13 protein-coding genes are annotated in these 16,606 nt (G+C 53.9%); 5 read left to right on the forward strand and 8 right to left on the reverse strand.

The window, feature by feature from the left end; translation table 11 throughout:
* Positions 1 to 477 precede the first annotated feature (477 nt).
* Entirely contained in the window at positions 478 to 1,098 is a 621-nt protein-coding gene (locus FH603_RS22010) for a response regulator (RefSeq protein ID WP_186740050.1), read from the forward strand.
* Between the two features lie 100 nt (positions 1,099 to 1,198).
* On the opposite strand, the gene FH603_RS22015 is transcribed toward FH603_RS22010, so the two are convergent.
* Positions 1,199 to 1,837, reverse strand: coding sequence for a LysE family translocator (locus FH603_RS22015; protein ID WP_186740052.1), 639 nt, complete (start codon positions 1,835 to 1,837; stop codon positions 1,199 to 1,201).
* Positions 1,838 to 1,931: 94 nt separating this feature from the next.
* On the reverse strand, positions 1,932 to 2,480 hold the full coding sequence (locus FH603_RS22020) for an NUDIX domain-containing protein (protein WP_186740054.1): 549 nt from the start codon (positions 2,478 to 2,480) through the stop codon (positions 1,932 to 1,934).
* Positions 2,481 to 2,573: 93 nt separating this feature from the next.
* Between FH603_RS22020 and FH603_RS22025 the strand changes: the two genes are divergently transcribed.
* From FH603_RS22025 to FH603_RS22040, 4 genes are all read left to right on the forward strand, one after another.
* The gene (locus FH603_RS22025; protein WP_186740057.1) at positions 2,574 to 3,572 is read left to right on the forward strand and encodes a cation diffusion facilitator family transporter; all 999 of its coding nucleotides are present in this window, start codon (positions 2,574 to 2,576) and stop codon (positions 3,570 to 3,572) included.
* Positions 3,573 to 3,725: 153 nt separating this feature from the next.
* Complete coding sequence (locus FH603_RS22030) at positions 3,726 to 4,916, forward strand: beta-alanine-activating enzyme beta-propeller domain-containing protein (RefSeq protein WP_186740059.1); 1,191 nt, start codon at positions 3,726 to 3,728, stop codon at positions 4,914 to 4,916.
* 12 nt (positions 4,917 to 4,928) lie between these two features.
* Positions 4,929 to 6,113, forward strand: coding sequence for a DUF4249 domain-containing protein (locus FH603_RS22035; protein WP_186740061.1), 1,185 nt, complete (start codon positions 4,929 to 4,931; stop codon positions 6,111 to 6,113).
* A gap of 24 nt (positions 6,114 to 6,137) precedes the next feature.
* Positions 6,138 to 8,534 carry a TonB-dependent receptor gene (locus FH603_RS22040; protein WP_186740063.1) on the forward strand — a complete coding sequence of 799 codons (2,397 nt, stop codon included), beginning with the start codon at positions 6,138 to 6,140 and terminating at the stop codon, positions 8,532 to 8,534.
* Positions 8,535 to 8,780: 246 nt separating this feature from the next.
* Here the strand turns inward: FH603_RS22040 and FH603_RS22045 are convergent, their stop codons facing one another.
* From FH603_RS22045 to FH603_RS22070, 6 genes are all read right to left on the reverse strand, one after another.
* Positions 8,781 to 10,052, reverse strand: coding sequence for a cation:proton antiporter (locus FH603_RS22045; protein WP_186740065.1), 1,272 nt, complete (start codon positions 10,050 to 10,052; stop codon positions 8,781 to 8,783).
* A 49-nt stretch (positions 10,053 to 10,101) separates the two neighbouring features.
* On the reverse strand, positions 10,102 to 10,251 hold the full coding sequence (locus FH603_RS22050; protein WP_186740067.1) for a hypothetical protein: 150 nt from the start codon (positions 10,249 to 10,251) through the stop codon (positions 10,102 to 10,104).
* 99 nt (positions 10,252 to 10,350) lie between these two features.
* Complete coding sequence (locus tag FH603_RS22055; RefSeq protein WP_186740069.1) at positions 10,351 to 11,712, reverse strand: sensor histidine kinase; 1,362 nt, start codon at positions 11,710 to 11,712, stop codon at positions 10,351 to 10,353.
* Positions 11,713 to 11,767: 55 nt separating this feature from the next.
* Positions 11,768 to 12,448 carry a response regulator gene (locus tag FH603_RS22060; RefSeq protein WP_186740071.1) on the reverse strand — a complete coding sequence of 227 codons (681 nt, stop codon included), beginning with the start codon at positions 12,446 to 12,448 and terminating at the stop codon, positions 11,768 to 11,770.
* Between the two features lie 288 nt (positions 12,449 to 12,736).
* Complete coding sequence (locus FH603_RS22065; RefSeq protein WP_186740073.1) at positions 12,737 to 15,745, reverse strand: PD-(D/E)XK nuclease family protein; 3,009 nt, start codon at positions 15,743 to 15,745, stop codon at positions 12,737 to 12,739.
* Positions 15,746 to 15,984: 239 nt separating this feature from the next.
* Positions 15,985 to 16,581 (reverse strand): MiaE family protein, encoded by a 597-nt coding sequence (locus tag FH603_RS22070; protein ID WP_186740076.1) that lies wholly within the window; start codon positions 16,579 to 16,581, stop codon positions 15,985 to 15,987.
* Between the last annotated feature and the right edge of the window lie 25 nt (positions 16,582 to 16,606).

Here is a 16,606-nt window from a genome sequence, read left to right on the forward strand (position 1 = left end):
ATGTACTCAGGGCGGGTTCATCTGGGCATTCCGCCTGTCGCTCTTCAATGGATTTGTCGTAGATTTGGCGATAGGATTGCTCGAACCAACCCAGTAATTTAGCGAAGCGTTGATGGTCTAAACCGGTGGCCGACCGCCATTGGCGGTCAGTTTTTAAAGCCTTAATTGAGAGATTCATAAAGCAAAATTATGCCATTGCAACAAGTCTATTTTTTGTATTTCTATCATATGAATGGAATTTTCATATTTCTCAACAGCGCAGTTTTCATAATAAACCAGCCGGTAAATTGACAGGAACCAGGTGACTAATAGAAAGTAAATGACTTACGGTGACTTTTCATATTAAATGTTTTACAAGATTTATGATGGTCTATCAAGAGACAGTATATGTAGCTGGAAAATAATCTTCACAAACCTATTTTTAAACTAAGTACATTTCAGATAATTTAGTGCTGTTATTTCTACTCTCTCCTGCATATGAAATCACGTCTAGCTATGAATCTCCACCGTGAGCTTAGTCAAGTGGCCGTCAATGTTTCACCCGTTTCCTCATCTGAAAAAGAAATTGACCGAGTGAATGAGAACCAGAAAGATGATACGTTCAACACATTGTTCCGCCGATACAATCAACTTGTTCGAAGCAAGTACTGGTTTGTTGATGTCTCTTCTGACCCATCCGAAACAACACCCCTACCCCTCCTGTGTAACCAATATACCTTTCCAATTCTAATAGTCGATGACAATCCGGATATAGTATTTCTGATGAAAATGGTTTTCGACCGCATAACCCCCACCATTACTGCTACCTTTCTACCGAATGGCAACGAGTTGATCGATACCTTACAAAAGGCACCGGTTTTACCCCGGATCATTTTACTTGATCTGTTTATGGAGCCTTCCAACGGATTCGAAATTCTGAACAAAATCCGCACCCATGCGATTTACAAGCACTTGCCGATAGTGATATTCACGGCATCAGTCAATGAGGATGATCGTCGGAAGGCGCTGGCGCTGGGAGCCGATGAGTTTCTGATCAAGCCCTATACATTTAATCAGACCCTGGCAACCATTAATCTGCTGGTAGAACGATGGCTATAACAAAGTGACCCTGAAGCAGGGTGTCACGCAGGGCGATCCCTACCTCAGGGGGTTGGCTTCCTTGATGCCAGATTTGGCGTAATCCTAAAATTCGTTTGGTTTACCAGTCCATCATTCTGGAAACTGGCTCGTACAGGCGTGTATAGGCTATCTGGGCCGCCACAATCAGGAAAACAAAGCCAGTCGTTCGGTTGAAGATGGTAACGACACGGGGCGTAAAGAGCCGTTTGAGCCGGTTGGCATAATAAGCCAGTGCCATTTCGGTCACAAACACCCCGAGCAGGCTGGCCCCCATGAATCCGTACTGCTGCGCTACATCGTAATGCAGGTGCGACCGGATGTAGGCAACGATAGTCACCCAGGAAATGAAATTAACGGGGTTCAGCGCATTCAGAAAAAAACCAGTCGTCACGTAATAAACGGCATTACCAAAACGCGTTTTGGGATAAGCCAGACGGGGTGTTCCTCTCAGGATATTGACCAGTCCCATAGCCGTTAGAAACAGGACTCCCACAAAAGCCATCAGGTGTTCGAAGCCCTGTACTTTGGGAATGAACGACGTGCCCAGCAAGGCGGCCAGAATAAATATGGCATCACCAGCGACAACGCCAAACACGATTTTCATACCCGACCGAAAGCCATTATCGACACTGTTCTGGATGAGGGCAAAGAAGACGGTTCCAAACGTGAGGCATAACGCCACACCAACCAGGAAGCCGTACAGAAGAGGTAAAAACACAGGTGCTGAAATTGATTAGTGAGTTGATAAATGAGCCAGACAGTTGCCAGACGAGTTAGTATCTGTTCAACTGACTCCCTGCCGGCTAATTTGTTTAAATACCCCGCAGACGAGCTACCATCAGTAACCCACTAACGCTGAGGGCATCGGTAATACGGCTATCCATAACCATTCCAACGGCGTCGGCAAGGGGCAGCTTCCAGACGCGCAGGTCTTCGGTATCTTCGGGCTCGTGTTCACCCTGCACCAGCCCCTCGGCAATGTAAAGGAAACCTTCTTCGTCGGTAGCTGAGTTCGATGTATGGATACGGGCGATTTTGGTCCACTGGGTGGCTTCCAGGCCAGTCTCTTCTTTGAGTTCGCGTTTAGCCGATTCGAGGGGATCGGTACCCAGGGGGCAGCCACCTTCCGGTATTTCCCACGAGTACTCGTCCAGGGGATAGCGATACTGGCCCACCAGGTAGGTGTTCCCGGCTTCGTCGATGGGGATAACCCCAACGGCCTTATTTTTAAAACTAACGACACCATAAATGCCCGGTGTCCCGGCTGGAGTCAGCACCTCTTCGTGCCGGATGGTCAGCCAGTTATTCTCATACCTGACCGCTGAGTTAAGCGTTTGCCAGGGGTTTTTCGTCACGTTCATGGTGCCGAAAGTACGAACATTTCGGCTACGAATGGTTAACTTTGACGACGAGAAGGGGGATAGCCGACGCCCGCCAATCGTCTTCTTCACCCCATGATTACACCGCAACAAATCAAATACCGCTGGATGGGCGTCTCCCTGGGACTAAGCCTTATTCTGCTGGTTATTAAATTCACAGCCTACTTTCTAACGTCCTCAACAGCCATTCTTACCGATGCCGTCGAGTCTATCGTCAACGTCATCGCCAGCGGGTTTGCCTTCTACAGTATCTATCTAGCGGGGCTCCCCCCCGATCAAAATCACCCTTACGGCCACGGCAAAGTCGAGTTCCTGTCGTCGGGCTTCGAAGGAGCCATGATCCTGTCGGCAGGCCTGGTCATTATCTGGCAGGCGGTGCTGAGCATCTTCGAACCCCGCGAACTGGACAACCTCGACTGGGGACTCGCCCTGATTGGCGTTACCGCAGCGGCCAACGGGTTTGTGGGCTGGATGCTCATCCGGTCGGGACGGCAAACCGATTCACTGGCCCTCACCGCCGATGGCCGGCATCTGCTCACCGACACCGTCAGCAGTATCATCGTCATGGTAGGCGTAGGGCTCGTAGCGATGACGGGCCAGCGCTGGATCGATAGTGCGCTGTCACTGCTGCTGTCGGTCATTATCATTTATAACGGTTTTCAGATCACCCGCCAGTCGGTGGCACGGCTCATGGACGAAACCGACGCGCCGACCCTCGACCGGGTAGTTACGCTGCTGAACGTTCATAAAGACCATAACTGGATCGATGTACATAACCTGCGGGTTCAGAAATACGGGTCCGATCTGCACATCGACTGCCACCTCACTCTCCCCTATTACTGGGAACTGAGCCGGGTTCATGACGAAGTCCATCACTTCGAGAATACCCTCAAAGATGGATTCAAAGGCGAAGTTGAAATCTTCGTCCATACCGATCCCTGTATGAAGGAATGCTGCCACTACTGCCGCGTGGCCGACTGTCCCGTGCGGGCGTCGGCGTTCGTTCGCGATGTCGACTGGACGGCCGCTAACCTGCCGCTGAACCAGAAACATTTTGTACCGCTGTCGGTATAAGGAGCCTGAGCCATAACCTTCGTTTCTCCCCATACCGTTCATCCAAAACTTGAGTAGTCCTATCTACATACAATCTTATTAGGTCTTGTTCGGCCAAACCATTTGGCGAATCAGTATGCTTACTCAAGCACGATGATTACGTATTCGGATCTCATGAGCACCTTAAGTTGGGGCGGCAGCCGGTGGTTTTCTGCTGGTGGGGCCCTTCTGCTCACCGTCATGCTGAGTAGTCAACTGGCCGGTTGCCGCCAAACGGATGAGTTTTCGCCAGCACCCACGACGCCACCCCGTTCGGTAACGGTCACTCCCCCTGCCGCCGTTACCGTTATGCTGCCCGTAGTGTATGTAGGTAGCTTCGATACGTACCTGTATGCCATCGATACGACAACAGGCACTCAGCGGTGGGCCTTCCGGGCCGACACCTCAATTCAGTCCAGCCCGGTGGTTGCCTACGGGTTGGTCTACGTTGGCAGTAACGACTTCAACCTCTATGCCATTGACGCCACAACCGGCACCCGACGGTGGAGCTTCCGGCTGGGGGCCTATGTATTTTCCAGTCCGGTGGTCGTCGATGGCATCGTCTACGTTGGCTGTCAGGATGGAAAATTATACGCCATCAATGCCGAAACAGGTGACCTGCTCTGGCGTTTTACTACCGATTTTGGTCTCTATTCCAGCCCGGCGGTAGCTAACGGGCTGGTTTATATCGGTGGGCAGGATGGGAAGCTATACGCCATCGACGCGGCTTCAGGCAACCCACGCTGGCTGTTCAGCACGAGCAGTTACATCCTGTCCAGCCCGGTAGTGGCCGATGGGGTAGTGTATATAGGCAGTCAGGATTCCCGGCTGTACGCCATCGATGCTGTCACCGGCAAACAGCGATGGGCGTTTAAAACAGGGGCGTCGGTCGACTCCAGCCCGGTGGTCGCTGACGGGCGGGTTTATGCAGGCAGTACCGACGGCAACCTGTATGCGATCGATGCGGCAACGGGCAGCCAGCGCTGGTCATTCAAAACGGGCGGGGTCGTCTACGCCAGCCCGGTGGTTGCCAACGGCTTTGTCTACATTGCCAGCCGGGACCATACGCTCTACGCCCTCGACGCGGCAACGGGCAACCAGCGCTGGTCGTTCACTACCAACTATGACATATACTCCACCCCCGCCGTAACCGGCAGAACAGTCTATATCGGCAGTAATGACTTTAATGTCTATGCCCTCGACGCACTAACGGGTAAACAACGGTGGGTATTCAAAACAAAGGGTATTATCATTTCCAGTCCCGTGCTGGCGCAGACGACTCTAATGACAGGTCGCTACCCATCTATCAGCGGGGCCGGTCAGTGACGTGACACATACATGACTAGATATAGCATCAAATCGCTCCTTCTCTTTTTGGGCTTGCTGGCTGCTCTGTATGCCTGCGTAGACGCCTATGATCCGGAACTATCGGCCAATACCGACCTGATTGTGGTGGAAGGAATCGTAACCGATCTGCCCGGCATACAGACGATCAGCCTTAGCCGCTCGCGGTCCAGCCGCGACAGCATAACCAGTTTACCCATTCAGCGAGCGGCTGTTACGGTCACGGTCAATGGTACATCGTCGCTACGCCTGACCGAAGTTCAGCCTGGCCTATACCAGTTTCCCGCTGGTTTCCGGGGGCAGACAGGCAGCACGTATCAGCTTTATTTCCGAACCGAAACGGGCGTAGCCTATGAATCATCGGTAGAGACAATGGCGTCGGTGCCGCCGGTCTTACGCGCTTACGACGAGTTCAATGAACAGGGCATCCAGACAACGGCCGATAGCCCACCGGTGCCAACCAACGATGTTTATATCGATTTTCAGGACCCGCCCAATCAGACCAATTTCTACCTCTGGCGCTGGCGGCTCTACGAATCGCAGCTGTGGTGTGCCACCTGCGAACAGGGACGGTACACGCTCGTGGACCTTGGTCCCGTAGGCAGCGGTCCCGTCAACGTGCTGGGCTGCGTCCGGGATACGACGCTGAGTGTCTTTAATCTGTTCGATTATCCCTGCCGGGGCCTTTGCTGGGATATCTTCTACAGCACCGGCGTTAACACCTTTGCTGATATCTACGCCAACGGTCGGTTACAGATGGGCCGTAAAGTGGCCAGCATCCCCATCTATCAGCGCGATCAGGCTTTGCTGGTCATCGAACAACTCTCTCTTTCGCCCAACGCCTACCGCTACTACAAGCTGTTTGCCGATCAAACCCAGAATACGGGGACGCTGGCCGACACGCCCCCAGCCCCTACCGTGGGCAACGTACGTAACCTGACCAATGCCAGCGAGAACGTAGTGGGCTATTTCTCGGCAGCCTCGGTAGCGGCACTTCCCTATAAGATCAACCGGAAAAATGTGACGACCGGCTCGTTCCGGGGCCTTTTCTATGCTGTCAACCGACGCCCGCCCAATGTAGAATCGTCCCGTGGGGGTGGTTCGGTGGGGGCAGGCGTACCGTCGGCCTTTTGTATCCCCAGCCGGACCCGCACGGATCTCGTGCCGCCGGGCTGGTAGTGTCATCCGTTTTTCAACCTTCCTATGAATCGATTGGTACAGTTTCTTTTGCTGTTTGCACTGACGTCTGCTGCCCAGGCTCAGGTAGTGGTTACGCTACAGGGAACCGTTCGCGATTCGGTGAGCAATCAGCCAATGGTGGGCGTATCCGTTGTGGTCGACTTCCGCAAGTCACTGACCGGCACCACCACCGATGCCAATGGCCATTATTCCATCAGGCTACCCATCGGTAATCACAGTATCGTATTTCGCAGCGTTGGCTACGTTCCGTTTCGCCAGAACCTGGATTTGACCGACGACCAGACAACAGTCGACGCCCTGATGGTCACCGTATCCAACCAGCTGGAGGAGGTGATCGTAACCAGCAAAGGGTTCGACCGTACTGTTCGCCAACCGCTGCTCGGCGTGAGCCAGATCAACATCACCACCCTGCAACGGCTACCGGCAGCACTCGGCGAAGTGGATCTCTTACGGGGCCTGCAAATGCTGCCGGGCGTAACGAGTGTGGGCGAAGCGGCCAACGGGGTCAACATACGGGGCGGCACCACCGATCAGACGCTGATCCTGCTCGACGACACGCCGATTTTCAACCCAACCCATATGTTCGGGCTGTTTTCGGTGTTCCCGCCCGATGCCATGAACGGTGTAGACCTTTACAAAGGCAATGTCCCGGCCCGGTTTGGTGGCCGGGTTGCCTCGGTGCTCGACGTATCGCTGAAAAACCCCGGCCTCGACCAGTTCCGGTTAACAGGTGGCGTAAGTCTGGTGTCGAACCGACTCATGGCCGAGATTCCGATCGTCAAGGGGAAATTCGGCTTGCTCGTTGCCGGTCGGGGTGCCTTTAACGACTTCCTGCTACCCCTGGCCTCCAGCCGGCTCGATAACATCAAAGCGAAATTTGGGGATGGCGTTGTGAAGGCGTTCTGGCGAATAAACAATCGCAATACCCTGACAGCGATGGGGTATGTCAGCTACGATTTTTTTCAAACTCAACTGCTGGGCAATCTGCCCAACGTGAACGGCACGGCTACGCAGTACGACCATCAGACAACCAACGCCATGGCCCGCTGGCTCCGTGTGCTGACGCCCCAGCTGAACCTGCAAACAACGGTCGTTTATGCCCGCTACGTACCACAGATCCTGTCGCCCGAGCTTAACTCCGACAATAAGGTTACGCTGCGGTCGGGGGTGTTGCAGCGGCAGGCGAAATCGAACCTGAACTACCAGTTGACCAACCATAAGATCGAGTTCGGCGTCGATGCCACGCACTACCGCATTGAACCGGGAACGCTGCTGCCCGGCTCCAGTCCAAGCGTCAACTTTGTGACAACACCTACCGAGAACGCCCTCGAAACGTCGCTCCACGCCGACGATGAGTTTGCCATTGGCGACGATCTGGCCATCTCGGCGGGCCTGCGCTATTCGCGGTTCCTGTCGCTGGGGCCATCGCTGGTGCGGCAGTATGCGCCCGGCCAGGCTGTAGACAACTTCTCGGTGATCGACTCAACACGCTACGGACCGGGAGCCGTATCGAACACGTATGGTGGGTTCGAACCCCGGCTTGGCATCCGGTATGCCCTGGGACCGAATGCGTCGCTGAAGGCAGGCTACAACCTGATGCGGCAATATTTACAGGTCGTCACCAACACAACGACACCCCTGCCCACGGCCCGCTGGAAAACATCGGACGCGAATACGAAACCCCAGATCAGCCAATTGCTGTCGGTCGGCTATTTTCAGACGATCAAACAGAACGCCTACGAGCTTTCTATTGAAGCCTATTACCGGGCCACACAGCACATCATCGATTATAAGCCGGGCGCTAACTTCCTCCTGCAGGCCTATCCCGAGACGCAGCTGTTGCAGGGCCGCAGCAAAGCCTTTGGGGTGGAGACGATGATTACCAAGAAAAAAGGCGAACTAACCGGCTGGCTAAATTATACCTATGCCCGCACGTTCAACCAGGTCAACCAGGGGGCGGGCGTTCAGGAGCGCATCAATAGCGGCCACTGGTACCCCGCCAACTACGACCGGCCACACAGTGTCAACGCATCGGTCAGTATTGTTGCCGACAAGCACAATACGTTCGGATTTACCCTGGCCTATAGCACCGGACGCCCCTACACCGCCCCAGAAGGATACGTTATTAGTCAGGGCCAGCCGTTTCCGTATTACAATGAGCGCAACCAGGCCCGGCTACCCGACTACCACCGGCTTGATTTCTCCTGGAATATCTACAACCCCAGCATGCGCCCCCGGCACTGGCAGGGCAACTGGGTATTTACGGTCTACAATCTGTATGGACGAAAAAACGCCTATTCTGTCTTCTTTCGCACCGAAGGCGGACAGACGCAGGCTTACAAACTTCAGATCTTCGCAGCTCCAATTCTGTCCCTGACCTATAATTTTGTGCTGAAATAGGGTGCCAGGCCCGATTACCGCAAAAAATCCTGCCAGTGGTCCAGACGCCCTGACAGGATTATGAACTACCAAAACAACTATGAAGAAATTCGTTTTTGTTACCGCCAGTCAAAGCCTGACACTGCAACAAATTTATACCGGCAATTTCATGTATAAACATGAGAACAGGCTTAAGATAAAATTAGAATTGGCTTAGAATGGTCAAAACAGCCGGGCCCGGTAAGGCAGCAGGCCACCAGCCGCCGTTCACCGGATACCCTCCGCTTCACGGGTTTGATCAGGCGGATAGAGTCGGCGGATCAGCCGTTCCATAGTTAGCCCCTGCCCCATCACCGAGGCCAGTACGACAGCATAAGTGATGGTCACGATCAGGTCTTTGTAAGGCACACTACTATCAATCGACAGCGCCAGGGCGATAGAAATACCACCCCGCAAACCACCCCAGGTTAGCATAAGCGGGGCTTTATCATCGAGGGTAAGCCATTTCCGGGTCAGGCGGTAGGGAATGATAATGGACACGTACCGGGAAAACAGCACTATTCCTATCGCCAGCAGGCAGATCAATGTATAGGTCGGCTCCAGATCGATAATCAGCAGTTCAACCCCGATCAGCACGAACAGCACGGCATTTAAAATCACATCGATCAGCTCCCAGAACTTGTGGACGTATTCCTCGGTAATGGCGCTCATGGCATCCTGCCGGGACGGAGCGCCCACAAACAGGCCTGCCACAACCATTGCCAGCGGTCCCGACACATGCAGGTAGTGAGCCAGCGCATAGCCCCCCATGACACCGGCCAGCGTAATGAGCACCTCCACCTGGTAGTGATCGACGGATCGCATCAACCGGTACATGATAAAGCCAATGACAACACCAAGAAACAGCCCCCCCACTGCTTCCTGCAGGAACAGCCACACAATTTCGCCCGGCGTGATGCTATCAACGCCATTGAGGACGATCTGGTAGATCGTAGCAAAAACCACGACCCCCACGCCGTCGTTAAAGAGCGACTCGCCCACAATATTGAGCTTGACACTTTCAGGTAGCTGAAACTTGGCCAGGATGCCCAGTACGGCAATCGGATCGGTTGGTGAGATGAGCGCCCCGAATAGCAGACACAGGGGGTATCCGAGCGAGTACCCTACCCAACCGGCAACGTAATACAAGCCCGTACCGACCAGAAAGGTAGAGATTGTCACACCCACCAGCGAAAATAAAATGACCGATCGCCGTTCGATCCGGAGTTTAGCCGCATCGGTGTGATACGCTCCCGCAAACAGCAGGAAGGATAGCATAACGTTGAATAAAATGGCGTAAAAGTCCAGTTGCTGAACCGTCTGCTTCACTACCATGAACCATTCCGGCCGAAACATATTGATGAACAGCAATAGCACCGAGAACACGACCGATACCATCATGATGCCAATCGAATCGGGCAGTTTCAGGAAGCGCACATTGATGTAGGAGAAAGCAGCGGCAATAACGATGAGCAGGCTTAGTAGATTAAGTATTTCCATAAATAGTTAGGTGAGAATCTGGGGGAAAACACAGCCGGCCGACACGTCCCTACCGTAACAGGGCCGGTACGTCGGTCAGGAATGCAATGAGCAGGGCCAGTAAAAACAGGCCGATCATCAGGATCAGTAAATAGTCTGGTTGCCGGGGCGGATTCGGCCCGGTACTCGAATCCGGCTGCTGGCCGGTCGTGCTCATCATTCGAAACATGGACCAAAACTATAGGCTATTACTTAGACCCGCTTAAGAAGCAACTTAGAATTTACTTAGAAAAAGCACAGAACTTGTTCTGGAACCGGATCAGCGGGGAAGCTCCACCAGAAAGATGGTTGGCTCGCCCTCCGCCGATTGTACGCTTAGCCTGCCCCGATGGAGCCGGACAATCTGCTGAACCAGCGACAGCCCAACGCCATACCCCCGTATGTCGGCTGTTTGACGGGCTCGGTAAAAAGGTTCGAAGATATAAGGCAGGTCAGCTTCAGGAATCGACTGCCCATCGTTTTCGATACTGATCCGAATGACCTCTTCCTGAAACCCTACCGCTACCACGGCCCGTCCTTTTGAGGAAAATTTACAGGCATTTTCGGTCAGGTTTTTCAACGCCGTGCGCAGCAGGGCCAGATTACCGGTTATCGTCAGCTCGTCGAAATCGTCGGGAAGCTCGCCCAGGTCGACCACCACATCATAGCGGGCGTTGATCGCGCTCACATCCTGACGAACATCCCAGATCACCTCATCCACCCGCACCGAATCTGTTAATAGAACGGCCGCATCGGCTGCGCTCACCTGCGAGAGTTGTAGCAGCTCCCGGGTCAGCGCCGACAGGTCCTGTACGTCTTCGAGCACCGACCGTATCGTTTGCTGATACGCTTCGGGTTCCCGGCGGTTCAGCAAGCTCACTTCCAGCTGGGAGTTGATCTGGGTAAGGGGGTTTTTAAGCTCGTGGGATACGTTAGCCACAAACATTCGCTGTAGCCGAAACGACTCTTCGATCCGGTCGAGGAGCCGGTTGATAGTAGCCGACAGCCGGCTTAGCTCGTCGTTCTCTCCACTCACGCGCAATCGTTCATGGAGCGTCCCGGGAAAAATAGCGCTCAGCTGGTGCTCAATACGCTGCATGGGTTCAAGGGCGTCGCCCGCATAAAGTCGCCCCGCAAAAGCAACGACACCCACGATCAGCAGAAACAAACCGCCGAATGCCCAAAGCAAGGTTCGCAGAAATACGTCGCCATATACATTTTCTGCACTGGCCAGCACGATGTAATTCCCCGAGGGCAAGCTATACCGGACACCCGTCACGTAGTAATGCTGCCACCGGAAATCCCGTCGGCGCTGTCCCCCGATGGCATTCAGCTCACGGGCTGGCATACCCAGAATGGCATCGTTTGTGGTGAAGATGGGGGTATTTCTGGCATCGTAAATGGTAATTTTCTGACTGGGCAGTTGATCCTTTCGCAACCGGTTGAACTGCCGAAGCACCTTTGCCTCCACCCGCTGTTTAAGAAACAGCTCGCCATAGGTATGGGCCTTCCGGTCGAGTCGCTGGTAGAAATCCGACGAAATATAGTACCAGCAAAATCCATACACACTGGCAAACGTCAGGGCCAGGATGGCCGAGACCAGGCCCGTGAAACGGATCGTCAGGCGCGTACGGATCGTCATTGTTGCGGGATAGATTAGGGATGAGAAGCCACTGGAGCGCACTGCGCTTAGGGGATCACTCATCGCTTTTCAACACGTAGCCCATCCCGAACTGGGTATGAATCAGCTTTTGAGGAAAATCCTTGTCTATTTTTTTTCGGAGGTAATTGATGTACACTTCCACGACGTTTGTACCCGTGTCGAAATTAAGATCCCAGACATGCTCGGCAATATCGGGTTTCGACAGCACCCGTCCCTGGTTGCGAAGAAGGTATTCGAGCAGGGCAAATTCGCGGGCGGTGAGTTCGACAGGCTGACCGTCGCGGCTAACGCTCTTGGCGTCCAGGTTCATTTCCAGACCCGCATACCGAAGCGTTTGCGCTGTCATGGCCACCATAGTACCCCGTTTGGTCAGCGACCGGACCCGCGCCAGCAGCTCTGCAAACTGAAACGGTTTGGTCAGGTACTGATCGGCCCCCGCGTCGAAACCACTGATCTTGTCGGCAGTTTCGCCCAGAGCGGTCAGCAGCAGCACAGGCGTTGACAGGCCACACTGCCGTAGCTCCCGTACCAGTTCAAAGCCATTCAGGCCCGGCAGAATAACATCCGTGATGATAAGGGCATATCCATTTTTCAACGCCAACCGTTTGGCAATCAATCCATCATACGCTATGTCTACTTCAAATTGACTTTCTTCCAATCCCTGCTGGATAGCATGCAGCGTTTTGGGCTCATCTTCAACGACTAAGATTTTCATGACGTAGGGGTATGCTTAGTCAACGTGAGGGTAACACTTCTTGTTTGCAAACGCTACGGGCACGAGCTGACATTTCACCCACAAACCCAGTCTACAACCTTGTAAGCCCATTAATATTTATGCGAATTATTGTATTAATTCTTTTTATTTGCCAATTTTGGTTCGCTTGCTGATCTGACAGACCGGCATCAGACATTACTTTTTTCAATTCAGGTTGTATTCAAAATCGGAAAGGCTGGTCGCACTACGACCAGCCTTTTTCTTTCCCGCGTTTTATTTCGATTAGCGCTATCGGCCACAGATGCCTTTAAAGTCGCAATACTGGCAGGTTTCGATCTGATCTGTTTTCCGAAACGGCCGTTCCATATCGAGCATCTGCTGCACCATCGTTCGCAGCAGGTCTTCTGAATCGGCAATATACTGGGCCGGACTATCGTCGGTTCCAAAGCGGACAGGGTTCGATTTGAACCCGCCACTGACATCCCGAAACGAATAGAAACCAGCTTCGACGGGTAGTCCCTCTGCCGGGTAAATGTTCTTCCGGGCCTTGTCGCGGGGCAGTCCGCCAACATCACTGATATTTTTCAGGGCGAGGTATCGATACAGCCACAACTGCCGCATCTTATCTTCGCTGCCGTCATTCAGTAATTTATCGCTCAGGTCTTTGGGTGTCTTGTCGGTCAGGTCGACCCGACCGGTTTTATAATCGACAATGCGGATCTGGTCGCCGAAGCGCTCGATACGGTCGATCTTACCGGCGATGCGCACGGTCAGGTCCTGCCCATCGATGGGTACGGTCAGGTAGGTCTCAAGCGTTTGCTCGGTGCCAATCACGGTCAGGCCCTTGAGTTCGCTTTGCTGCCGCTGAAACTCGATCATCAGCTTCTGAGCGAGTTCATAAAGCAGCAGATTCATGCCTGATTCGATCACCCGCCCCCGCATCGAACTGGCAAATTCTTCCTGCAACAGCTGAATGACCAACGGTTCATCGACGGGCAGATTCAGCAGCCGGTATTCTTTATCCAGCCGTTCCAGCACTTTGTGCAGCCAGTTACCGAACTCAGCCGCCCCCATTTTCTCCTCCATGTCCTCCTCTTCACTGATGTTGACGATGCGGCTGAAATAGAACGACATCGAACACCGGACATACTGGTTCAGGTAAGACGGATACAGTCCTTTCGTTGTCAGCAGTTTCATCAGGTCGGCCCGGATAGCCTCTGTTTTAGGAACGCTGAGGTCGGTGAGGTTGGCCACTTTGTCGACACCGGGCCGACCGAACCGAACCGTCGGGTGGCTGATGCGGATGAGGCCTTTCGCCCGGGGCACCAGTTCATGCTCGATTTGCCGGATGAAGCGGCTGGGTTCTCCTTTGCTGTTCCCGTACGCATCGGTCGAGGTGGTGTAGAGCAGCACGACCTCGCTGGCCCGCTGGAGCAGGCGGTAGAAGTGATAGGCCATAACCGACTCCTGCTCGCGGTAAGTCGGCAGGCCAATGACAGGGTCGGCGGCAATGTCGAACGGAATCAGTGAATTGAGTTTACGCGACTGAGGTAATACCCCTTCATTGACCGAGAGAATGATAATCCGGTCAAAATCCAGGGCTCTTGTCTCAAGCATACCCATAACCTGCAGCTGGCTTCGTCCTTCGCTCGTAAAGGGAATGCTCGTCTGGCGAATCAGTTCGTACAAAAACTGCTTGAAACTCCGCACCGTCACGGCAGCCTGCCCGTCTGGTCCCCGGCTGCCCGACTCGGCCTGACGGTTCAGAGTCGTTTCGAGTTGGCGCAGGAGGGAAAAGAACAGGTATAGGTACTCGGTCTCGATCGCATCCTGACTATCGCGGTATACGGCCCGCAGCAGGTCGATCAGACTATACAGGGTCCGGATGGCTTTCATCGGCTCCTCATTAGGCCAGCGCGCAAACAAGGTGCGAATCAATGGATCGTTCTGACCCAGTTCGAGCATCTCTTTTTCGGTCAGGTACACCCGCTGCTCTTTCACGATCGTCTTTGCAATCCACTGAAACAGCGGTTCGGGTGGCAGGATCTCTCCTTTTTCCGTGACCTCCCCCGGCCACTGCAAGGCATGGATCCGCTCATACTGCTTCACGAACGGATGGTTGAGCAGCTTGACAACATGGCGGTGGTGAAACTTCGGGATGCGCAGATCACGACCGTCTTTTGTCCGGAACTCATGAACGGTACGCTGCATCTCGAACAGCGTATCGACCAGCGTAAACAGCAGTGACGACCGCAGCGACAGCCCCATCGTTACGTTCAGGTCGGTAACGTTTTCATCCAGCGCATACAATACCGGTACCAGCAGTGTCTCGTCGGCCAGCACGATGGCGGTTCGGGAGGTGGAAGGGGGAGTCAGGGTATTTCCTTCCTCCTGCCACTCCTTATAAATCTTCCCCGCCACCTTCGCCTGCATACTGGCATTGGGAACGCCCACGACGCGGATGTTCTTTTGGGTGCCAAGCAGGTTGTTAAAATTCTCGCGGATATTTTGTTTGTTGTCTTTTGACAGCAGCCAGCCGTTATCGCGGTACCGGCGCAGGAAATCGCCGGCTTCCTGTCGCCGGTCGTCAAGGTAATATGGATCGGCGTCCCAGATCAGTTCGGCTTTCTGCGCTTCTACCAGCACCCGGATAACGCGTTCCTCAGCCGCGCTGAGGGCATTGAACCCAACAAAATACACCCGCTCATAGGCCGTATTGTCCCGAATCAGTGACTCGACATTCTCGGCCAGCTGCCGGTAAGCCATACCCCGGTAGGCCAGCCCCTGGGCCGTCAATCGTTTCTGTAAGGCTAGATAAGCGGCATGAAGGTTTTCAAAGAGCTTAAAATAGCGTGCCGTACCGGGCGTCTCGACCAGGGGTTGCGCCGATGGCGGCATATCGACCTGCCAGCGGTCCAGTGCCTTGGCTGCGGTGAGGTAGCTGAACAGGGCGTGGGGCTCGACCAGGTACTGGTCGATACGGTCGAAGTCGGACAGCAGTATCGACGCCCAGCCGATAAACTGCTCGAACTCGACAAGCGGGTCTATTTCGCGAAATACCTCGTAAAGTTCGAACAGCAGACTAACCGAATCGATCAACTGCACCCCCGCCGACTGCGTAATGAAGTCATCGACAGCCAGGGCATGGGGTGCCAGGAACGGCCGGTCGGAGTGTGACGCCAGCTCTTCCAGAAACACCGCTACGGCCCGGCGTGTGGGCAAAATCACCCATACGTCGCTCAGGCTGGGACCGTGGTTGTCGAATATTCGTTGGGCTGTTTGTTGAAGGAAAGTCATTTGGGTAGGCTGCGCGCCCGGGTCAATACAACAGTCGATGCGTGGGCCTGTCGGTTCGTTAATCAGTAAAGATAACCCACCAATGGTCGACTATTGCCCAAACCGGGCGACAAAATCATTGACCCGTTTGCGCGTTGGCCCGTCGTTCCTGCGCCCATTCCGGGCTAAGACTTTGACCAGCAGGTAGTGTCTGTCATGAATTGATGAGCTTGCCGGACTACCGGATTTTTACCGGCTGATCAGTGCATTCGGTCGCCCCGAACGTCTATCGTAGTCATGATATCCGCTTCAACCGCCAGAAACTCTTTCCAGCGGGCGCGAACACGTTCGGCAGGCACATACAGTTCGGCCAGTTCGATGAACGCCCGGTAGTGTCCCGCTTCGGATACCATCAGTTCGTGGTAGAATTTACGCAGACTCTCGTCGGCAATATGAGTAGCCAGCAGTTTAAACCGTTCGCAGCTTCGGGCTTCGATCAGGGCGTTGATGAGCAGGTTATCCATCATCTGCTCATGCTGATCGCCGATGGACCGGCGGAGCCTGGCCCGCAGTTCATTCACATAGATATCTTTACGCTGTCGCCCCAAGGGAATAGTACGTTTACGCAACTCCTTCAGCACCCGCTGAAAGTGCCCCCACTCCTCCGCTACGATGGGCGTCAATGTCTCTACCAGCGTTACTTTATCGGTATACATCACGATGAGCGATATACACGACGAAGCCGCTTTCTGTTCACACCAGGCATGGTCGATCAGAATATCCCCGATATTCATTCCGGCAATGTCGACCCAACGAGGGTCGGTAGGCAATTCAAGTCCTAATGTAGTCAGCGACATAATTTTCGATCGGCGTCCCCCACGT

The organism is Spirosoma utsteinense (assembly GCF_014282275.1).
In the GTDB taxonomy this organism is placed as follows: Bacteria; Bacteroidota; Bacteroidia; order Cytophagales; family Spirosomataceae; genus Spirosoma; species Spirosoma utsteinense.